At 52.1% G+C, this 19,871-nt stretch carries 22 protein-coding genes; 9 read left to right on the forward strand and 13 right to left on the reverse strand.

Going from position 1 to position 19,871, the window contains the following annotated elements; genetic code table 11:
* Both ACVBEF_RS05725 and ACVBEF_RS05730 read left to right on the forward strand, forming a co-directional pair.
* A partial coding sequence (locus ACVBEF_RS05725; protein ID WP_447122973.1) for a TolC family protein occupies positions 1-217 on the forward strand: 217 nt, incomplete at its 5' end.
* 97 nt (positions 218-314) lie between these two features.
* Positions 315-515, forward strand: coding sequence for a hypothetical protein (locus ACVBEF_RS05730; protein WP_447122974.1), 201 nt, complete (start codon positions 315-317; stop codon positions 513-515).
* A 92-nt stretch (positions 516-607) separates the two neighbouring features.
* Here ACVBEF_RS05730 and ACVBEF_RS05735 read toward each other — a convergent pair whose 3' ends face one another.
* Together ACVBEF_RS05735 and ACVBEF_RS05740 are read right to left on the reverse strand one after the other, a co-directional pair.
* Positions 608-1,408, reverse strand: coding sequence for an EamA family transporter (locus ACVBEF_RS05735; RefSeq protein WP_447123040.1), 801 nt, complete (start codon positions 1,406-1,408; stop codon positions 608-610).
* 264 nt (positions 1,409-1,672) lie between these two features.
* Entirely contained in the window at positions 1,673-1,963 is a 291-nt protein-coding gene (locus ACVBEF_RS05740; protein ID WP_447122975.1) for an HU family DNA-binding protein, read from the reverse strand.
* 392 nt (positions 1,964-2,355) lie between these two features.
* Between ACVBEF_RS05740 and ACVBEF_RS05745 the strand changes: the two genes are divergently transcribed.
* Entirely contained in the window at positions 2,356-3,594 is a 1,239-nt protein-coding gene (locus ACVBEF_RS05745) for a DUF2863 family protein (protein ID WP_447122976.1), read from the forward strand.
* Positions 3,595-3,664: 70 nt separating this feature from the next.
* Here ACVBEF_RS05745 and ACVBEF_RS05750 read toward each other — a convergent pair whose 3' ends face one another.
* From ACVBEF_RS05750 to ACVBEF_RS05765, 4 genes are all read right to left on the reverse strand, one after another.
* Positions 3,665-4,147 carry a hypothetical protein gene (locus tag ACVBEF_RS05750; protein ID WP_447122977.1) on the reverse strand — a complete coding sequence of 161 codons (483 nt, stop codon included), beginning with the start codon at positions 4,145-4,147 and terminating at the stop codon, positions 3,665-3,667.
* Between the two features lie 188 nt (positions 4,148-4,335).
* Positions 4,336-7,401: an efflux RND transporter permease subunit gene (locus tag ACVBEF_RS05755; RefSeq protein WP_447122978.1), complete on the reverse strand. Its 3,066-nt coding sequence runs from the start codon at positions 7,399-7,401 to the stop codon at positions 4,336-4,338.
* 3 nt (positions 7,402-7,404) lie between these two features.
* Positions 7,405-8,571, reverse strand: a complete 1,167-nt coding sequence (locus ACVBEF_RS05760; RefSeq protein ID WP_447122979.1) for an efflux RND transporter periplasmic adaptor subunit — start codon at positions 8,569-8,571, stop codon at positions 7,405-7,407.
* Between the two features lie 219 nt (positions 8,572-8,790).
* Entirely contained in the window at positions 8,791-10,353 is a 1,563-nt protein-coding gene (locus ACVBEF_RS05765) for an efflux transporter outer membrane subunit (RefSeq protein WP_447122980.1), read from the reverse strand.
* Between the two features lie 559 nt (positions 10,354-10,912).
* Between ACVBEF_RS05765 and ACVBEF_RS05770 the strand changes: the two genes are divergently transcribed.
* From ACVBEF_RS05770 to ACVBEF_RS05790, 5 genes are all read left to right on the forward strand, one after another.
* Positions 10,913-11,536 carry a paraquat-inducible protein A gene (locus ACVBEF_RS05770; protein WP_447122981.1) on the forward strand — a complete coding sequence of 208 codons (624 nt, stop codon included), beginning with the start codon at positions 10,913-10,915 and terminating at the stop codon, positions 11,534-11,536.
* Complete coding sequence (locus ACVBEF_RS05775) at positions 11,533-12,240, forward strand: paraquat-inducible protein A (protein WP_447122982.1); 708 nt, start codon at positions 11,533-11,535, stop codon at positions 12,238-12,240. The genes ACVBEF_RS05770 and ACVBEF_RS05775 overlap by 4 nt, the downstream gene beginning before the upstream one ends.
* Positions 12,237-13,868 carry a PqiB family protein gene (locus tag ACVBEF_RS05780; protein WP_447122983.1) on the forward strand — a complete coding sequence of 544 codons (1,632 nt, stop codon included), beginning with the start codon at positions 12,237-12,239 and terminating at the stop codon, positions 13,866-13,868. The genes ACVBEF_RS05775 and ACVBEF_RS05780 overlap by 4 nt, the downstream gene beginning before the upstream one ends.
* Positions 13,865-14,473 (forward strand): PqiC family protein, encoded by a 609-nt coding sequence (locus tag ACVBEF_RS05785; RefSeq protein ID WP_447122984.1) that lies wholly within the window; start codon positions 13,865-13,867, stop codon positions 14,471-14,473. The genes ACVBEF_RS05780 and ACVBEF_RS05785 overlap by 4 nt, the downstream gene beginning before the upstream one ends.
* Before the next feature lie 751 nt (positions 14,474-15,224).
* Positions 15,225-15,482 carry a type II toxin-antitoxin system ParD family antitoxin gene (locus ACVBEF_RS05790; RefSeq protein ID WP_447122985.1) on the forward strand — a complete coding sequence of 86 codons (258 nt, stop codon included), beginning with the start codon at positions 15,225-15,227 and terminating at the stop codon, positions 15,480-15,482.
* A gap of 78 nt (positions 15,483-15,560) precedes the next feature.
* Here ACVBEF_RS05790 and ACVBEF_RS05795 read toward each other — a convergent pair whose 3' ends face one another.
* Entirely contained in the window at positions 15,561-16,175 is a 615-nt protein-coding gene (locus ACVBEF_RS05795) for a hypothetical protein (protein ID WP_447122986.1), read from the reverse strand.
* A gap of 159 nt (positions 16,176-16,334) precedes the next feature.
* Here ACVBEF_RS05795 and ACVBEF_RS05800 point away from each other — a divergent pair.
* Positions 16,335-17,127, forward strand: a protein-coding gene (locus tag ACVBEF_RS05800) for an IS5 family transposase (RefSeq protein ID WP_447121918.1) whose coding sequence is annotated in 2 segments (ribosomal slippage) — positions 16,335-16,604 and positions 16,606-17,127 — 792 coding nt in all. Because the reading frame shifts where the segments join, the coding sequence is not laid out codon by codon here.
* A gap of 93 nt (positions 17,128-17,220) precedes the next feature.
* Here the strand turns inward: ACVBEF_RS05800 and ACVBEF_RS05805 are convergent.
* From ACVBEF_RS05805 to ACVBEF_RS05830, 6 genes are read right to left on the reverse strand one after another with little or no spacing between them, the layout of a single operon-like run.
* Positions 17,221-17,685, reverse strand: coding sequence for a hypothetical protein (locus tag ACVBEF_RS05805; protein ID WP_447122987.1), 465 nt, complete (start codon positions 17,683-17,685; stop codon positions 17,221-17,223).
* A gap of 2 nt (positions 17,686-17,687) precedes the next feature.
* Positions 17,688-18,167 (reverse strand): glycoside hydrolase family 108 protein, encoded by a 480-nt coding sequence (locus ACVBEF_RS05810; protein WP_447122988.1) that lies wholly within the window; start codon positions 18,165-18,167, stop codon positions 17,688-17,690.
* Positions 18,164-18,445: a hypothetical protein gene (locus ACVBEF_RS05815; RefSeq protein ID WP_447122989.1), complete on the reverse strand. Its 282-nt coding sequence runs from the start codon at positions 18,443-18,445 to the stop codon at positions 18,164-18,166. Before ACVBEF_RS05815 ends, ACVBEF_RS05810 begins: the two co-directional genes overlap by 4 nt.
* Positions 18,442-18,813, reverse strand: a complete 372-nt coding sequence (locus ACVBEF_RS05820; protein ID WP_447122990.1) for a hypothetical protein — start codon at positions 18,811-18,813, stop codon at positions 18,442-18,444. The genes ACVBEF_RS05815 and ACVBEF_RS05820 overlap by 4 nt, the downstream gene beginning before the upstream one ends.
* A gap of 50 nt (positions 18,814-18,863) precedes the next feature.
* Complete coding sequence (locus tag ACVBEF_RS05825; protein ID WP_447122991.1) at positions 18,864-19,076, reverse strand: hypothetical protein; 213 nt, start codon at positions 19,074-19,076, stop codon at positions 18,864-18,866.
* Positions 19,066-19,857 carry a hypothetical protein gene (locus tag ACVBEF_RS05830; RefSeq protein WP_447122992.1) on the reverse strand — a complete coding sequence of 264 codons (792 nt, stop codon included), beginning with the start codon at positions 19,855-19,857 and terminating at the stop codon, positions 19,066-19,068. The genes ACVBEF_RS05825 and ACVBEF_RS05830 overlap by 11 nt, the downstream gene beginning before the upstream one ends.
* Between the last annotated feature and the right edge of the window lie 14 nt (positions 19,858-19,871).

The raw sequence follows: 19,871 nt of genomic DNA on the forward strand, positions 1-19,871 counted from the left end.
CTCCGACTCAGTAGTTCTATGCCGAGTACCACGGACAAGCACGAATCGATGTTTAGACATTACACAGCGTCAATATCAAGCAGGCGGGGTCAGTTATCTCCATTTGCTTGACGCCCAACGCCACCGCAAACAGACCGAGCTTGATCGGATTGCGGCGCAAGCGAGTCGGTATGCGGATACTGTGGCGTTGTTTCAGGCTTTGGGAGGTGGGTGGTGAAATGGGCGGAATTTGATGCTCGGTTAAGGCTTTCGGGTAATACTATTTTCAATCTGAAATGATTTGATGGAAGAGACATAAAACCATGATTCACACGATGCACATCGACGGCTGGCAAGCCCTCATTATTTTTGAATCGGAAATTAATATGTTTCGCGGCGAATTTATCGGCGTCAATGGAGACATTGAATTTTATGCCAACGACGTCAAAGGTTTACACAGCGAAGGCGCTATTTCTTTGCGGATATTTCTAGAAAGATGTACTGATAACGGAATTGAAGCACGCAAAATTTCTTAAGGAAATTGTCTACGCACTAAGTAGACAATTCAGTTCTACCAACAAAAAGCCGACTCTCTAGTCGGCTTTTTATATTTAATTCAGCTCACCCCTCAACGCTTCCCAATCGCCCCCGTAATCCCAATCGAACTAACAATAATGCACAACACCGCAATCCCCTGCGAGATGGTCAAGCCCTCATGCAAAAACAGATAACCGGAGAGTGCGCCCAAAGCAGGCTCCAGGCTCATCAAGGTACTAAATATTTTCGATGGCAACCGGGTTAATGCCACCATCTCAAGGCTGTACGGCAAGGTCGATGAAAAAATGGCGACCATCAACGCCGTGGGCAAAATCGCTAATGAAAACAATCCATTGCCAGCATGCATCCATCCAATCGGAAAGATAAACAGGGCCGCCACCAACGCGCCCAGCGGTACGCTCATTCGACCATTGGCAGCACCGGCCTTCTTACCAGCGACGATATAGACCGCCCAGCACGCCCCGGCAAACAGTGCCAGCAGAACGCCTGTCATATCAAGGCCCTCTGATAAATGACGCAATGGCAGTAATAAATACAAACCCGCAATGGCCAAACCCAGCCAAGCCAGATCGGCCAGACGGCGCGAGTAGAAAATCGCCACGGCCAACGGACCGGTAAACTCAATCGCGACGGCGGGACCGAGCGGGATGGTTTTCAGAGACATATAAAACGCCAGATTCATAAAACCTAGCGCTGTGCCGTAAATAATGATCGGTCGCCAGACAATTTGTTGGCGCGGCAATCTCCAGGGACGGAAAATCACACATAAAAAAATGGCTGAAAAGCCGATTCGTAAAGCCGTTACCCCTTCGGCACCAATATCGGCAAACAAACTTTTTGCCAATGCCGCGCCGCCTTGCAGAGACGCCATCGCGATCAACAAGCAGATGATCGGAAGCGCTTTATGCTGCCCTGTTGTCGCCGTGGAGGCGGGTGTTTCTTTGGGAAGCGGCTGCATGAGGATCTTTTTGCCTAAATGTTTTACGTAAATGTTTTACGCAACATCTACGTAAATAGTGAATAAGTGGTCAATAAGTGCTGAAAATAAAAAATGGCGAACGCCTGGTTCGCCATTTTGTACTTCTTTTCGCTGATTTAAACTAAAACTTACCTATAAATTCAAGCGCCGAAAAGACTATTTTTTCTTTTTAGGGACATTCACAGCATCTTTGAATGCTTTACCGGCGGTAAATTTGACCGTGGTGGCGGCTTTAATTTTGATCGCTTCGCCGGTACGTGGATTACGGCCTTCGCGGGCGGCGCGCTTACCGCTGCCGAATGTACCGAAACCGATCAACTGTACAGAGTCGCCCTTCTTAACCGCTTCGATGACGTTAGCAATCAAAGAGTCCACAGCGCGCTTGGCGGCTGCTTTTGAGAGCTCACAATCTACTGCAATACTGTCAATCAATTCATTCTTATTCATTTGGTAACTCACTCCACAGGTTGATAGGAGCGAAAATTCTAGCACCGCCGTCACCAAAAGAAAATGAAACGTCTTCTTAGAGCGCAAAATAGTTGAAATGTTGCTCTATTTCATGACATGCAGACGGCTGACGTCTTGGTACTGCTCCTGAAATTGCCGCACTAAGTGATGATACTGTTCAGTTAATCTAGATAACCGTTCGGATTGAGTTGCCCTGGGCGTATCGAAGTCAGCGCTGATGCAGGTGCGCCTTCGATACTACGCAACTCAGTGCGAACGGTTTCTTAACTGAACGGCATTACGCAGTAAGTGACGCAGTAAGTGATAATGACGCACACATCTGGTCCAATGCCTTCCTAGCCACCAGCTTCCCCTCATTACTCATGAAAATCATGCCAAAAAATAAGCGACCAGTCCCAAGAAAATCTGCCCCCTCCGCCGAGGAAATCCAGGATGCGCTGGTTCAGCAGCTGTGTGATCTCTCCATAGAACTGGGCGAACAGGACAACAGCGCCTCATCGGACGACGATAGTGACAGCAGCACTCCCCTCTCCGATGAAGCAAAACAGCAAGAGCGCGAGATCCACAAGATCATCAAAAAAAGTTTGCAGCAAAAGAAAGACGACATTTTGTACGAGGCGCTCGATCGGTTAAAGCATGCCGATAGCGCCGTCTACCACATGCTCAAAGCGCGTATCGAAGAAGCCGCTGAAGTGGTCCTGATGCGTCGCGACGAAGGCATTACGGTTGAAATTAACGCCTTCCTGATTCCCGTATTTGTACGCACCATCGGCGGGCTCGACAGCGCGCAAGCGTTTCAGAATCAGGACGCCTTTGATCTGCTGACCAAAAGCCTGCAAAAAGAAGGCTTGGAAAGCCCGGACGCCACCGTCGTTCTGGTCAGCTATGCCTACCACCTCGACGAAATCGACAGTATTACCTTTAGCCATCTCAACGCCATGGTGCGCGATGCCTTTGCTGCGATGACGGATAAAAAAGTTGCAGCAACCGCGGCCATCGATAGCAGCTTTATCGGCTGGCCAGAGAGCGATTTTGAGAGCGGCGATCAAGCAGTCGAATTGCGCTTTTTGCTAGGTTTTACGTTGAAAGCGGCAGACGATGCGTTTTATCACGTGCCGGAAGAAGACGCGGCAATACAAGCTTATTTCCAAGCGCGCGAGCTGCGTTTTCAGCATTGGACCGAGCAAGCCGCTACGCTGCTCAAACAATGCCTGATCACCGACGGGCGCGACTCCGACGTCAATTTTCTGTATCAGGATTTATTTCATGGCGGCAAAGAAAACGCCATCGCCGAATACTTCATGCTGCAAATGATGGCCGAGTTAACCAACGGCCTCACAGAAAGCGGCACGGCGCCAGAAGCCACCAAAGCCATCATCGGCCCGACCGACAGTCGCGGCGACGTGGTGTTGCGCGTGAACTTGTATCGACAGTCCGATGACGTGCTGGTAGCGTCGTCCGAAAAACCGTCTTCAGTCACCCGTGAATTACAGATTGAGTTTGATGACACTTACGACGCATTGATGACCATCGGCGTCGCATCGATGGCGGTGGCGTTGGAATTCAATGCTTATGGCGTAGCGGTTGACGTGCAGCCATACGTGGCTTAATTAGCTTACAAGACATAAATTGCGCGGTAATAAGCGTCGCCCGTACCGCGCATTTTTAAAACTACTTACTTCACTGACTTGGGGCCGGCGTCAATTCCATCGGCGGTCCTACTTCCGTCGTCACGCTCTCTCTTAAAATCCCGCCTGATTCAACACTTCCCTCAACCACCCCTCCAGGCTGCATCCGAAGCACGCAGTCGGAACGATCTTTTTCAGGTAATGCATTACAACGGCGCAGGCTATTTTGTTGATATTGGTCGGGTCTGTCATTGAGCTGACCTTTCCGTGCAGCCTCCAGCGCCGCACCGGCTTCTTTGAGGCAAGTTGCACGATCCTGATTCGATGTGCCGTTCAGGCAGCTTTTGCGTTGTTGCTGATAAGCAGCCTTCACATCGGCTGACATATCTGGCTTTGCGCTGCCAGCAGCCATTGCGGGATGCGCACATAAGATCGTCGTCATAGCGATGAAGGTCAGCGCGAACAATCGAACTCGCTTGTGAACGGTGTCGACCGATAGTGTTGATGTCTGGATAGAGTGATTAAGCGATGGCATAACAACCTCCTTAAATAGCAGCGGCGTTCTTTCGCTACATGGTGAGAGTATTGATGCTGATATTGATGTTGATAATGAACGATCAACCGCGCCGAAACTAGCGAGTTGATCCATATAAGAATACTCCTGTCCTGACGAATCAGAACAGGAGTAAGTCATTTACAGCGAGGAAGCTTCCACAAAGTCCATCAAATTGTAGGATGCGCCTTCTCCGCTGCTGCTTTTTTAGCGACCAGCGCCTGATGATCATGCCCCAGGAACAGATACATCGCAGGCACTACAAACAGCGTAAATAACGTCCCTATCGACAAGCCGGTAAAGATCACCAAGCCCATCGCGTGACGCCCGGCCGCACCAGCGCCGGACGCAATCACCAACGGCAAGACCCCAAACACCATCGCCGCCGTCGTCATCAAAATAGGACGCAGACGCACGGCAGCAGCTTCTTCGATTGCCTCGCGTTTGCTTTTTCCGGCTTTCTGCAATTGATTGGCTACTTCAACAATCAGAATCCCGTGCTTACTAATGAGCCCCATCAAGGTCACCAGCCCAACCTCGGTATAAATGTTGATGGAAGCAAAGCCCAGGAAGATAAACATCGTCGCGCCAAACAAGGCCAGCGGCACCGAGACCAGAATCACAATCGGATCGCGGAAGCTTTCAAACTGCGCCGCCAACGCCAGAAACACAATCACGACCGCAAACAACATCGTGACCACAAACCCGCCCGACTCCTGCATGAACTGGCGTGACTGACCGGAGTAATCGACCGTATAGCCGGAGGGCGCGACCTCTTTCACGGCGCTACGCATGAAGTCCAACACCTCGCCCTGCGACGAGCCAGACACTCCGGACAAGGTCACCGAATTAAGCTGCTGAAAGCGATTAATCGACTCTGGCACAACGTCGTATTTAATATGCGCAACCGTATTGGCGGCAATCATGGAGCCGCCTGGCGTCTTGATATAAAAATTCAATATCTCCGACGGATTCAAGCGGTCCACCTGCAACACCTGCGGAATGACTTTATAAGAACGTCCGGCTATCGAGAAATAATTCACATAACCGCCACCGAGGGCCGCCCCCAATGCGCTACCGACATCTTGCTGCGTCATGCCCAGTGCGGCGATCTTGTCGCGATCGACCACCACGGTTGCTTGCGGTTTATCAATCTTCAGATCGGCATCGATAAAATAAAATTTACCGGACGCACGCGCTTTATCCATCACTTGCTGCGCAATCGTGTTGAGATTCTCAAACGGCTCAGTCGTCGTAATCACAAACTGCACCGGCAACCCGGATGACCCCGGCAAGGCCGGAAACTGAAACGCCGCCACCCGTGCACCGGCGATTTTGTTCCACTGCGCCTGCAAATCTTTTTGAATTTCCTTAGCGCTGCGTACCCGGTTTTCCCAAGTTTTCAGCAGTACCCCGCCGATCCCGGCATTCACCGTCGGCACGCCGGTGATCTGGAACATCTGCGCATATTCAGGCATGCCTTTAGCAACCTTAAAAATCTGATCAGCATACGTCTGCATCTGATCCGAAGTCGCCGTCGGCGCGCCGACCACTTGCGAGAGCACAATGCCCTGATCCTCTTCCGGGGCCAGTTCTGACTGCGACATCTTGAACATCAACCCCAGCACCAACATCAGAAGCGCGGCCATCACAATTAACACCGGCCAGGTATTGAGCAAGCTATGCAAAGCACGTTGATAAGTATGGTGAACCTTATCAAATACGCGATCGATTGCTTTGACAAAACGCCCGGTATCCTGTTCAGGGCGGAAGAAGCGCGAACACATCATCGGCGACAGCGTCAACGCCACGACGCCCGATACGGCGACCGCGCCTGCCAGCGTAAAGGCAAATTCGGTAAATAAAGCGCCGGTCAAGCCACCCTGAAATCCGATCGGTACATACACCGCAATCAACACCACCGTCATAGCCAGAATCGGACTGCCAAGTTCGCGTGCGCCCAGCAATGACGCTTGCATTGGCGTCTTGCCCTCTTTCATGTGGCGGTCCACATTCTCCACCACAATAATGGCGTCATCGACCACCAGACCGATGGCCAGCACAATGGCCAGCAGCGTGAGCAAATTGATCGAATAGCCGAGTGCCAACATCACAAAGAAGGTCCCGATCAGCGACAGCGGCATCGCAATAATCGGCACGATCACGGCGCGGAAACTGCCCAAAAACAGGAAGATCACGACCGTCACAATCAACAGCGCCTCCACCAAAGTCTTGATGACTTCACTAATCGAGGTATTGATAAACTCGGTTGAGTCGTAGACGATTTCGCCCGTGAGGCCGTTAGGCAACTGCGACTTAATCTCCGGAAAATCGGCGCGCACACGTTTGGCGACATCGAGAATATTGGCCTCAGGTGCTACCTTGATGCCGATAAACACCGACCGCACGCCGCTAAAGGCGACATTGAAATCATAGTTCTCAGACCCTAGCGAGACGGTGGCAAGATCTTCTAGACGAACGATAGAATCGCCCTTGTTTTTGATCACCAGTTTTTTGAATTCTTCCACCGAATGCAGATCGGTGCCCGCCGTCAACGGCATCGTCACCATCTGGCCCTTGCTCGACCCGAGCGCGGCCAGATAATTATTATTTCCCAGCGCCACACTGACGTCGGCAGCGGTCACACCATAGGCCGCCATCTTGGAGGCATCGAGCCAGGCTCGCAACGCAAACAACCGCGCTCCCAGCAACTCGGCGGTCTGCACGCCCTGCACTGAATCAAGCTTAGGCTTGACCACCCGGCTCAGAAAGTCGGTGACATTATTGGTCGGCAAAGTGCTGCTATAAAACCCCAGATACATCGCATCCGTGGTCTGACCGCTCTGCACCGTCAGCACCGGGGCCTGTGCCTGCGCTGGCAACTGATTCTTCACCGAACTGACCTGGGTATTGATTTCGGTGAGCGCCCGGTTGGCGTCATAGTTCAGGCGCAACGTGGCCGTAATGACCGAGACGCCGCTGCTGCTGGAGGACGACAAATAATCTATCCCTTGCGCTTGCGCAATCGCCCCTTCTAACGGTTGCGTAATAAATCCCGCAATCGTCTGCGCATCTGCCCCGTAGTAAGTCGTCGAAATAGTAACGACAGCGTTCTGCGTTTTTGGATACTGATTGATCGGCAAACTAAACAGCGAACGCATGCCCAACACGATGATGAGCAAGCTCACCACGATCGCCAGAACCGGACGCCGGATAAAGATATCGGTGAAATTCATAGCTTAATGCTCTTGCGGAGTCGGATTCGGATTATTGAGCGGCAGGACCGTATTGCTGATAATGACCGCCGTACCGTTCTTCAACTTCAGTTGCCCGCTGGTGACGACTTGCTGCCCTTCATCCAATCCGCTCAAAATCGCTACCTGATCGCCGCGTGTCTCACCGGTCGTCACAAATACTTGCTGCACCACGAGATCGCCCTTTTTCGGACCCGGAGGCCCTTTGGCATCTTTAGCCGCATCCTTTTGCGCTGGCTTTTCTTCAAACGGTTTCACCACAAAGACGGTCGAGCCATACGGGTTATAGGTAATCGCTGTTTGCGGCAGCGTCAGATACATTTTCTTTCCACCGATTTCAACATTGACGTCAGAAAACATGCCCGGCAATAACTGGTGCTTAGGATTGGCCACCGTCGCCTCCACCTGCACATTGCGCGTGGCGGGATCAACTTTTGAGCTGATCGCCGTGACTTTGCCAGTGAAGGCGGTCTTAGCAAAGGCGTCGTTGGTCAGATTTAATATTTGCCCGACCTTCAAGCCGCCCAGCTGCTTTTGCGGAACATAGAAATCGACATAGATCGGATCGATGGTTTGCAGGGTAACGATTTTGTCGCCGGGATTGAGATATTGACCGGGATTTACCGTAGTAATGCCGAGTTTTCCGGCAAACGGTGCGAGGATAGTTTTCTTCGCTAAGGTGGCCGCTTGCTGTGCGGCTAAGGCGCGCTTGGCTTTCAGGTCAGCAACATCGCTATCGATCTGCGCCTGACTAATCGCCTGCACGGCAAACTGGGCTTTATCGCGTTGCAACACGGTTGCTGCAAGTTCGGCGCTGGCTTCCAACGCATGCAATTGCGCCAGATCGGAGTCCGCATTGAGTTGCACCAGCAATTGTCCGGCCTTGACGTCTTCGCCAGACTTGAAGTTGACGTTGCGCACCATGCCGGCAATTTCGCTCGCTACATCCACGCCACGCACCGCTACCAAGGTACCGACCGATGATATATGCGGCTGCCATTCCACTTTTTGTATCGTTGTGGACGATACCGTTTGTGGAAATGGCTTCGGCGCATTGGCGATCAATTGGCGGATATGCAGAAAAAATCCAAGAGCGAGTAAAGCGATCAACAAGACCACCCCTCCCAGCATGATGAGCATACGTTTAGTCATGAAAACCCCTTACCGTTCTAATCAGATGTGTGGACTGTTGATTTACTAATAGCAAAAATTAGCGACATTATTTGTGGGGCACCACTAAGCCCGTTCGGACTGAGTAGGCACAAAGTGCCGTATCGAAGATACGCCAGCGTATGCAATTACTTCGATACGCCCTAAAGGGCTACTCAGTACGAACAGATTTTTTAAATTCAAAATATCAACACCGCCGCACTAATTTTCAGTGGCCGAGATCGGCACAGGCAATGCCGTTCCAGACGCTGCTTGTTCCTGCGCTGGCCGATTCCACCAGCCGCCGCCCATGGCCTGAAACAGTGCAGCACTATCGGCATAGCGCGCCGCCTGCGCCTTGACCAAACCGACTCTGGCTTGCTGATACGTACGCTGTGCATCGAGCAGCGTCAGATAACTGATCGCGCCCAGTTTGAATTGTTGTGTGCTGAGATCGAGTGATTCACGCGAGAGCGATTCGACTTCGGCTTGCTGTTTGAGAGTTGCCGCGTCGTAATCGAGCGCACGCAAACTATCGGCAACGTTCTGAAATGCAGTCAGCACAGTCGCCCGATAATCGGCAGCCGCTTTATCGTAGGCCGCCGCCGCTGCGCGTTTTTTGGCCGTCAACGCACCGCCATTAAAGATCGGCTGGGTGAGTCCGGCAAACAGACTCCACATGGCCGCGCCGGGCGACAATAATTTGTTGATGTTGGTCGCGGAAGAGCCGTAACTACCGGTCAGATTGATTTGCGGATACAGGTTCGCAGTAGCAACACCGACCTGCGCGCTGGCCTGATGCAGCAAGGCTTCACTGGCGCGAATATCCGGTCTTTGGCGCACCAGAACCGACGGCAATGACACCGGCAAATCTTGCGGCAATTGCAACGATGCTAAATCGAATTCGGGCAGGCCCGGCTCACTCGGCAATCTGCCGGCATAGACCGATAATTGGTGACGCGTCTGTTCCAACGCTTTTTGCAGCGGCGGCAACGTCGCCCGTGTTTGAGCCACGGTATTGCGCTGGAGCAGGACCGTCGAGCGGGGAATTGCGCCCAGATTGAGCTGCTTCTCAACGACATCTAACTGCTTTTCTTGCGCTTCCAAAATCTCGTGGGTGGCCTGCAACTGCGCGCGCAGCGAGGCTTCGGCAATCGCGGTCGTCACCAGATTGGAGGTCAGGGTTAAATACGTTGCTTCGAGCTGAAACTGTTGAAAATCAACGCTGGCCTGCAAGCCCTCGAGCTGAAGACGGTTAGCGCCAAAAACATCAACCGTGTAAGAGACATTGACCGAGGCACTATACAAATTGAATATCCCAGCCACGCCGCTAGTGCCATTAAGCTTTTCGCGTCCGGCGCCGAGTTGACCGCTCACATTCGGATACAACAAACTGCCCGTTTGAGAGCGCAGATTTTCTTGCACCTGACGCAACGCGGCCTGGGCCGACGCCATGCTCGGACTACGCTTGAGCGCATCGCGGATCATATGGTCCAGCTCTACCGAACGGAACAGGGTCCACCACTGCGCCGGAATATCCTGCTGATACGCAAAATGCTGGGCTGAGCCGGCAACGGCATCGGGCGACGAAGCGGTTTGCTGCGGCAACGGCGAAGACGTGTAGCTGTCACCACCATCAGGCGCAGCCGGGGTTTTGAATGCGGGACCGACGGTGCAGCCAGCAAGCAGCAGCATGAGCGCGATACTGCCGCGCGTGCGTGCTGACAGAACTACTGACCGAAGAAGAGATGTGCTGATTGTTGAGGGGTTGATGCGAGTGATCATGTTCTTATCCGACGGCATGCGCTGGTCCACATCACAACAAGGGAAAAAGTGTATTTTCGACACCAGGACTGACTAAGAAATATCCACATTCAGTCTGGGCCGAAATAGCTATTTTTAAAACATCCTGAAACCCCGATATATCGACATAATCACATCATCGGGGAATCGTAATTCGGCGAATTATTACGAGTTTATTACAACTCTATTACGACTCTATTACGGATTAAAATCTTCGAAATCATCTGAAGAGCCTTAAGTACACTGGCTCTCTAAATATTGAAGAGCAATAATGTAGCATGGATTAAAAAAATGAAACTTTTTATTTGCCGATGGAAAATATGCAACAAAAGAAAAGCCGGATTGCCCTCTGGTACATATCAGAAAATACAGAAAAATCTCGTTTAAGTCAGCCAACCAACTGAACCTCGCACAACATACTGCCAGCACGGTGCAATTATTTCTGTCCGGCACGCCTACGCACGACAAATAATTCCCGTTGGCGCGTTACACTGCAGCCTCAAAATTTAGTCCCTTCCATCGATAAGTCAACCTGACAATAATGCGTGAACTCCCCGATTTGATTGCTTGTGAAGGATGCGACGCGCTCCATCAGCGGCGAGCGCTAGCGCTCGGCGAAGTCGCCGTGTGTGTGCGCTGTGGTACCGAGCTTGAGCGTGAGACCAGCCGCCAACGCGCACACATGTTGCCGCTGGCCGTGACGGGCTTGATCACCCTCATCATTGCCAACGTATTTCCGATTGTCGAGATTGAACTGCAAGGTCTGGGCAACCAAACCACACTGTTTGGTGCCGTCCTGGCGCTCAACGCCAATGGCATGTCGCCGGTGGCGCTGCTAGTGCTGGCGACGACGATATTATTTCCGCTGATGCAGTTGCTGTTGTTGATTTACTTATTACTGCCACGCCCGGATGCAGCCCAAGTTCCCGGCTTTCGCTGGATAGTGCGGGCCATGCAAACCTTGCGTCCGTGGGGGATGATCGAAGTGTTCTTGCTGGGCGTCTTGGTCGCCATCGTCAAATTATCGAATATGGCAACCGTGTTACCCGGCACGGCACTGTGGGCCTTTGGTGTGTTGACCGTATTGCTCACAGCCGTGATTTCGTATGATCCGCGCTACTTCTGGCAAACAATCCCCTCATCCGGGCGCGGAGAATCTGCATGAAAACGCCTGACTTATCCCGCCTCATCAATGACGATGCCGCTCAAGACAACCTCCCGGTCCAGACCGCAGCGGGCCTTGGTCTCATGTCCTGCCATCATTGCGGCACAGTATGGCAAGACGTTGCCGAGCACGACCACTGCGCACGCTGCAACACACCGCTGCATGTGCGCAAACCTGACAGTTTCAACCGTACCTGGGCGTTGCTGGTTGCCGCCTGCATCATGTATCTTCCCGCCAACCTGTTGCCGGTCATGATCAGCAAGACGCTCTTCGGCGTACAGCAAGACACCATCATGAGCGGCGTCATTTATTTCTGGGTGTCGGGCGAATGGGAACTGGCGGCGATTATTTTTATTGCCAGTTTTCTGGTGCCCTTATTCAAACTCAGCGCCATGATATTGATGACATTCATGGCGCAACGCCGTAGCCGCTGGCGGCGTTTCCAGCGGGCCAAGCTCTATCGCGTGGTCGAAATCATCGGGCGTTGGTCTATGCTCGACGTTTTTGTCGTAGCCTTGTTAGCCGGTCTGGTACAGATCAACGGCTTTGCCAACATTACTGCTGGCGTGGGCGTGGCCGCCTTTGGCGCGGTCGTGGTGCTGACCATGCTGTCCTCGCTGACGTTCGACCCGCGCCTGACCTGGGATACCGAAACGGATATCCATGACGCACCCCATACAGAATCAATTGAAAGCACACCATGAGTGAAGTCACCCAACAACCGTCCGCGCCCGATCTGCCCACCCCAACAGTCAAGCGCCCCCACAAATGGTTGCCGTCGCTGGTCTGGATTATTCCGATTGTGGCCGCCGTGGTCGGCCTCACGATGGTGACCAAAATCATCCTTGAACGCGGCCCGGTCATTACGATTACGTTTAGTACCGCCGAAGGCTTAGAGGCCGGAAAAACCAAGGTCAAATACAAAGACGTCGACATCGGCACGGTTGAAAAAATCACGCTCAGCAAAGATCACTCACACGTCATCACGACCGTACAGCTACTCAAGGACGCCGATAGTTTTACCGCCAAAGACGCCCGCTTCTGGGTAGTGCGTCCGCGCGTTGCCGCCTCCGGCATTTCGGGTCTTAGCACCTTGCTTTCGGGTGCCTATATCGGGGCCGATGCAGGCATTTCTGAGGAAACCAAAGACACATTTATCGGACTAGAAGTCCAGCCCATCGTGACCCGCGATGCCTCGGGTCGCCAATATTTGCTGCACTCCAGCGATATCGGCTCGCTCGATATCGGCTCGCCCGTCTACTATCGCCGCATCAAGGTCGGTCAATTGGCCGCCTTTGATCTCGATGGCGACGGCCGCGGTGTGACCTTGCGGATTTTTATCAATTCACCTTACGAAAAATTTGTCGGTGTCAACACCCGCTTCTGGCATGCCAGCGGCTTCGACATGCAGATCAATTCCAGCGGCTTCAAACTGCGCACGCAATCCTTAGCCACGGTCGTGTTGGGCGGTATCGCCATGCAAACCCCAGACGGGGCAATCGGTCCCATCGCCAAAGAAAATACCGCATTTGTATTAGCCGAAGATCAAAATGCCGCCATGAAAGCACCCGATGGCACGCCTGAGACCATCTTGCTTTACTTCAACCAGTCTTTACGCGGCCTCTCCCCAGGCGCGATCGTCGATTTCCGCGGTGTTGAGTTAGGCGAAGTTAAATCCATCGGCGTTGAATACGACACCAAAAAACGTGAATTTGTGATGCCGGTACTGATTGAAATTTTCCCGGAGCGACTCGGCCGTCATATGATCGATCAAAAGTTCGAATCCAAATACAACCAGCAACAGCGCTTGCAATTCATGATCGGTCGCGGGCTGCGCGCCCAGCTACGCACCGGTAACTTGCTCACCGGCCAGATTTATGTCGCGCTCGACTTCTTTCCAAAAGCGCCGCCAGTCACCGTCGATGTTGCGAAGACACCGTTAGAGTTGCCAACCATCCCTAACAGCCTCGACGAGATCCAATCCCAAATCGCCGAGATCGCCCGCAAACTGAGCAAAGTACCGTTCGACCAGATTGCCGGCGATTTACAAAAAACATTAGGAACGCTCAACCGTACGTTGACCAACGCCGAGCAGTTGACCAAGACCCTCAACACCGACGTCGCCCCGGAAATTGCCGCGGCGATGAAAGATGTACGTAAAACGCTGACGTCAGCCCAGCACACACTCTCTGAGGACGCGCCTTTACAACAAGATATTCGTCAGACGTTGCAGGAAGTATCCCGCTCTGCGGCCTCGGTGCGGGTCTTGACCGACTATCTGGAACGCCATCCGGAATCATTGCTACGTGGCAAAAAAGAGGAAACCAAATGACTTCTACACCAAGACGCTTATACACCATCGTCACTGCACTGCTATTGACCGGCTGCGCGATCACCCCGACACGGTTTTACACGCTCGCCACCGCGCCGCAATTGAAGACGCTCAACACAGCAACGAAGAATATTTATATTGAAGTACCCGCCATCGGTGTGCCCGAACGTCTGGCCCGGCCGCAAATGGTGGTACGCACCCAACAAACCCAAGTCGCCATTCTGGAACAAGATCGCTGGGCCTCTTCCTTCAACTACGAACTACGCGACGCCCTTGCCAGCGGCCTTGCCAACCGGCTAGGTGCGGTCGATGTCTCGCGTGGAGGCCGTCCAGCGGGCTTGCCGGTGTATCGGATTGCGATTGAATTGCGTGAGTTTGACGCTGCACCCGCAGACAAAGTCCAAGCCTTATTCGGCTGGACGATTAGCCGTTCTGACGATGGCAAAAGTGCAGCTTGTCAGTTAGCGGTGACCGAACCGGTCGGAGCAAGCATGGATGCGTTGGTGGCCGGTGTGCAACGCGCAGTCGCCGAAGCGGTGGTGAGTATTGCCAGAGATGTCACCGGATTGGCGGCGGGTAATACGATGCCGTGCAAAGGTATATAAATATTGCTCATTGGATTTAACGCCCTCTGTGATAAGCGCATGGACATCGATATAGTTGCGGCTCCTCTTTTTTTGGAGTCGATATGACACTTAGTTCAATTAGCTACAATCCGGCATACCTTTGCTTAAGAATGCTAGGTTGCACGCAATCTGGTCAGCAAGCGCCAGACCTCAACTCATTTTTGGCAAGATTTTCCTGCGGAATTAACACAGATCCCAATGGCACACCAAGTCACATGCAGGGAGGGAGTAACGATAGTCGATACCCTTCCAACAGCAGTACGTCCTCTTCCAGTTCGAGTAGCAGCACTTCTTTTTGGTCAACTCAGGAAGCTGCCACCAATTCGAATTCCCAATCTTTTATAAGTCCAGGTAACACTCACGCTGCTGATGCCTATCTTAGTAACCTTACCGGAGCGCCGCCGGTAGTTCGTCAGGCTCCCACGCAACAACTCGTTCGGAATCCTGCCGCCAAAATTGAGCCCTGAGGTTTATGTTTCCCATAACAAAACGCCCGGCGCATTGCACCGGGCGTTTTGTTTTACTGCTGTCCTTACCAGAGCCATGAGGCAGCTCAACTGCCACCAGCAAGACTGGCTCGCACAAACCCAAATTGCGAGCACGACCAATTTGAAACGCGAGCCGTTAGCGATAGCTTTTCAGTCGCTTCCATATTGCTTACGCATGGCATAAAATGGCAGTTATTGCCATTTACGATTAAATGACAAGATTCAATCCGGAGGTACACCCTATGCAAAGCATGAATATTTCACTACCTGATCCGCTCAAGACATTCGTCGATGGGCAGATCGCAGAAGGTCGCTATAGCAGTGTGAGCGAATATATGCGCGAACTTATCCGCGCTGACGAGAAGCGTAAAGCCGAAGACCGGCTCGAAACCTTGCTTCTTGAAGGACTCAACAGCGAAGAAGCCGTGTTCACTCGGGATGACTGGGATGCCATTCGGAAGGAAGCGCTGGTAAAAATTAATCGAAAGAAACAGCTATGATTCCCCACTTTTTGCACGCCCTCCAACCGAGAGGGCCTGTCAGGTCTAGATCAGGGGGATGGTGAGTGCGATTGAATTTTAGTTGTGGGACGCATGGAGCGGCTTGGCATACGCAGCAAGTTCCCATTGACCAGTAACGTCAGAGCGTGTCCATTTATCACTTTCGGTGGGGTCAAGCTCCATCATGATAAATTCTTCTTTAAATCCTAATGCGGTATATGCATCTATTGCTGTGTGAATGGGCGTAAGGCTTACTTTTCCGTGATTCCCGTTAGTTTCGGAAAAATTTACAGTGTGCTCTATGAGTAGTCCACCAGCTTGTTGCGTTCCAGGATGCGTAATGATTTCTTTTATGTGTGTAACAGGACCGCCCCCAAAATCAATTTCTTTTAAAACCATCAGTCCTATAGGTGAATTATCAAAATTCAGAATGCATAAATGATCATAGTCTTTTTCAGAAACTGTTGTTCGACTGGCATTAATCATGCCCCTTGTTGCTCCGATTCGATCACTCCACTGAGTTTCTACATTTGATTCTGGCTTCCAATGCTTTTCGATATCCTGCTCCATTAAATCAGCAGCTTTCAAAAAATCATCTTCATTTACTTGTTTGAATAAATCATTATTTTTTTTAGACAAGTCATTAACTGGCGAAGCAGGCTTGTAAACGGCTAAAGAAATACCTATTTTCATGTTATTTTGTAATTTATTACCACAGTATATTTGAGGCAGAAGTATTGCATATAAGCAAAATAGAGGGATCTGAAATAGGCTTAGGAAATTTCTAATTTTTCCTAAGAACCTATTCAAAATCTTTTTGCCAATGAGGCTGAAATTATGTATTTTGTTTAAATGCGAAAAAAATACCCAAGCGATATAAGCCGCGAGATGTTTGAACAGATAGCGCCGCTCTTGATGAGTGCTCGGAAGCGAACGAAGCCACGGAAAATTGATGTGTACGACGTATTTTGCGCGATTCTGTATCTACTTAAAAGCGGGTGTCAGTGGGATATGATTCCAAGCGACTTTCCGAAGAAGACCACGGTGTATTACTACTTTCAACTATGGAAAGAGAAGCCGTCGGAAGATGGACTAAGCCTGCTTGAGCAGGCTTTAAAAAAATGTAGTTGGCGTGGTCCGCATCAGCAATGGACGGAGCGCGTTGACCACGTTCGTCATCGTTGATGCGCAAAGTGTTAAAAATACGGATACGGCAAAGTACAAGGGATATGACGCCGGTAAGAAAGTATCGGGTATCAAGCGCCATATTGCGGTTGATACCCAAGGCTTACCGCATGCGATTTCAGTGACAACGGCCGATGTGACGGATAGAAAAGGCGCTTTGGAAGCGCTGAGACGACACAAAAAATCATTATCCAAAGTCGTTAATATGCTAGCCGATGGAGGGTATACCGGAGAGCCTTTTGCCGATGGCGTACGCGAAATATTGGGAGCATCCGTGAGCATCGCCAAACGCAATGAGCTTCATACCTTTGCTGTGATGCCTCAGCGTTGGGTCGTGGAACGCTCTTTTGCATGGCTTGAGAAATGCAGAAGGCTGTGGAAGAACTGTGAACGTCAACTTAACACCAGCCTTCAGTTCGTCAATTTGGCATTTCTCGTTTTGCTCTTGAAAAGATGTTGAAAAGATTTTGAATAGGTTCTAAGAATGTCTGAGACGGGCATCGTGCAGCGCTTCGGCTCACCCGGCTCTTGCACGCTATCCATCAAGCAGCAGCTATTTCAGCCAAACTTTTCGCGCCACCTCATACCCCATCAAACAAGCATTCAATCGCTCAGCATCCGCATCGGCTCTGGCAGCTTCCCCGACAAGAAAACTTGCATCCTCTTTTGAAAGTTCGGCTCCGCTGGCACCGCGACATTCGATGGCAGCGGCGGCATTTCCGGTAGCGGCGTCCGGACGACGCGCAGGTCGGCGGCGCAGCTCGCGCAGAGCAGCATCGCGGCTGGCAGTGATAGTAGTAATTTTGCTTTGTTGGTCATGTTGAATGTCCGATATTGTGGAGCGCATGGTCGCCTCGGCCTGGTCTTTGGCGATGATCGCTTGCTCAAGGATGGCTTTGGCCTTGGTTGTGGCGGCGACTTCTCGGGCTTGCCAATACCGGGCCTCGTTGTGGCCGCCGACCAAGTAGGCGGCCACACCAAGAGCGAGGCCAGCCAGCCATAGTCGAGGATCAATCATGGTCATGCATCGACCGCACCGTAGCGCAGATTGCCTGCTATGCGCCCTGCCCATCCAGCGCCGAAGGTGGGCCAGCCTTTGAGTTTGCGTAGATAGTCGAGCCGCTCGGCGTTGAGGCGCATGATCTGATCGGTTTCACTCATGCGCTTGGCGGCTGCCGCTGTTACTGGTCCCCAATGGCCGTCGTCGGCGACGTTTAAGGTACGCTGGAGACAACGGATGGCGGTCGCGATGCCGCTGTTGACGGCAAAGTCCATAGCCTGATAGGCGACGCTGCCGAACATGTCATTGCCATGAATGCAATGCCAAAAATCACGTCGATAAATCTCAATCGCCTGTACCCGCGTCAGGTTTTTGATATCGACGTTGGGATAACTGCGTTTGCTAATGCCCCAGTGGGTCTCGCCACCGGGGTCGGCCGGATGATTGACATAGCCGCCTTCGTGACCGAGTACGCGCTCAATTGCCTGATCAAAAATCATAGTTCACCTCCTCCGTTAGCTTTCTGCTTCTCACGCAACCACCATCCAATGATCAGCACCAGCGCTGCTCCGGTATTGAACATCACCTCCGACCATTGGGTTTTGTAGTGTCCGTACAGCGGTCCAAGCGCGACATAGAAAGAACCGGCTGCGAGTATCAGATAACCAATCCAGTAAAAATAATTGGTCTGCTTGGTCATTTTGTTGAGCGTGCACATGGCATGCACCAGGACGGCGACGCTGACGAATGTATTGATGCAGAGAAGGAATAAATTCATGACGACACTCCTGAAAATTTTCGGACCCAATGCAGGCAGACGGGGACGATGGTTTGCGCGCATACGCCGATGGAGCAGGCGCATAACAACGGCAAAGCGCCTTCTCTGACGTGGGCTAAGTAGGGAAAATGTTCGGCGAGCACTGCCGCAAGTATCGGCGCACCGTAAGCCCCTAACACCGCACTGGTAAACACAGACACCGCCATGCGCAGGCGTGACGACTCGGCAATGAAACGCAGCGCAATGATGCCGCCGAAAAATCCTGCCACCAGATAGTTGTGCTGCATGCCGATGAATGAACCGGTCAGGGTGAAGGCGCTGGCAGCCGCTCCCGCTACGGCGGCACCGGTGGTGGTTGAAACAGACATTGCTTCTCCAATGTGATTGTGAATGGGCAGCAAGCGCAGTGGCTGACGATCTATCTGCCGATAGCCTTGCCGAGCGCACCTATCGCTTTGATCACGCCATCCAGACGCCCGACCAAAGCAAGCTGCACTTTCTGCTCCATTTCCCGATTTTTGATCCAGCTGGCGAATGCTTTGGCGCTCAGAAATTCACGTGCATCCGACAAACACATTCGCATCGCATCCGGGTACGACGTGCTTGAATATAAGCTCAGGCTAACCGCCATATTGCGCAGGTTTTCCAGAGACTCTTTGCGCGAATGCGCTGATGCAGCTTGAAACTGGAAATCGCGCCGGAGGCAATGCTGCGGCCTCCGTCTCCGTGTGCGGTAAGGCCACAAATCCTTCGCCGGTTTCTTCTATGCGGAAGAAGTGCATCAGTAGCTGATTGCCACGCTGGCGCAATGCCAGCAAGGCGACAAACTCCGATTCAGGATAGGCGCTGATAATTTGCATCCGGTTTTTCAGCCACTCTAAGTAGTTCAGCGCATCGAGATCAGGATCTGGCGCTGTTTCGCCGACCCGTAATAACTGCGCTGCCATACCGCCAATTAACCAGTGCAACTGGCCCGCGACTTTTGGAATCTGTCCGTGTAATTGTTCTATCGCCTCAGCCATCGCCCCGGTAATCGGCGAGATCAGCCAAGCGTCGCCGCCGTGATTGCCGATTGCCAGCGGGAAGTCCGGCGTGTCTTGTTTGACGTCCAGATAATCCATGTAATGGCCGTCGCCCAGCATGAAGTTGGCACCGCCGCCCTCTTCGCCGGTTGTGTGGGCAAGATAGTGGCCGACCACCAGCATGCGCTCTTGCACGGTCCAGTTTCTGGGATTAGTAACATGGCGTTCGGTAGGCGTGCTGTCTGTGTCAATGACCATCTGTAAAAAAGTAGTGGTCGCCTCTTCAAAGCGTTCGATTGGAATTGTGGCCAAAGCGCTGGCATCAACGATGGATAATTCGCGCAACTTGACTACAAGGCGGCGGGTTCTGAGCGGGGAGAATGCAATCATATAAACCTCGGTGT

The organism is Glaciimonas sp. GG7 (assembly GCF_052976905.1).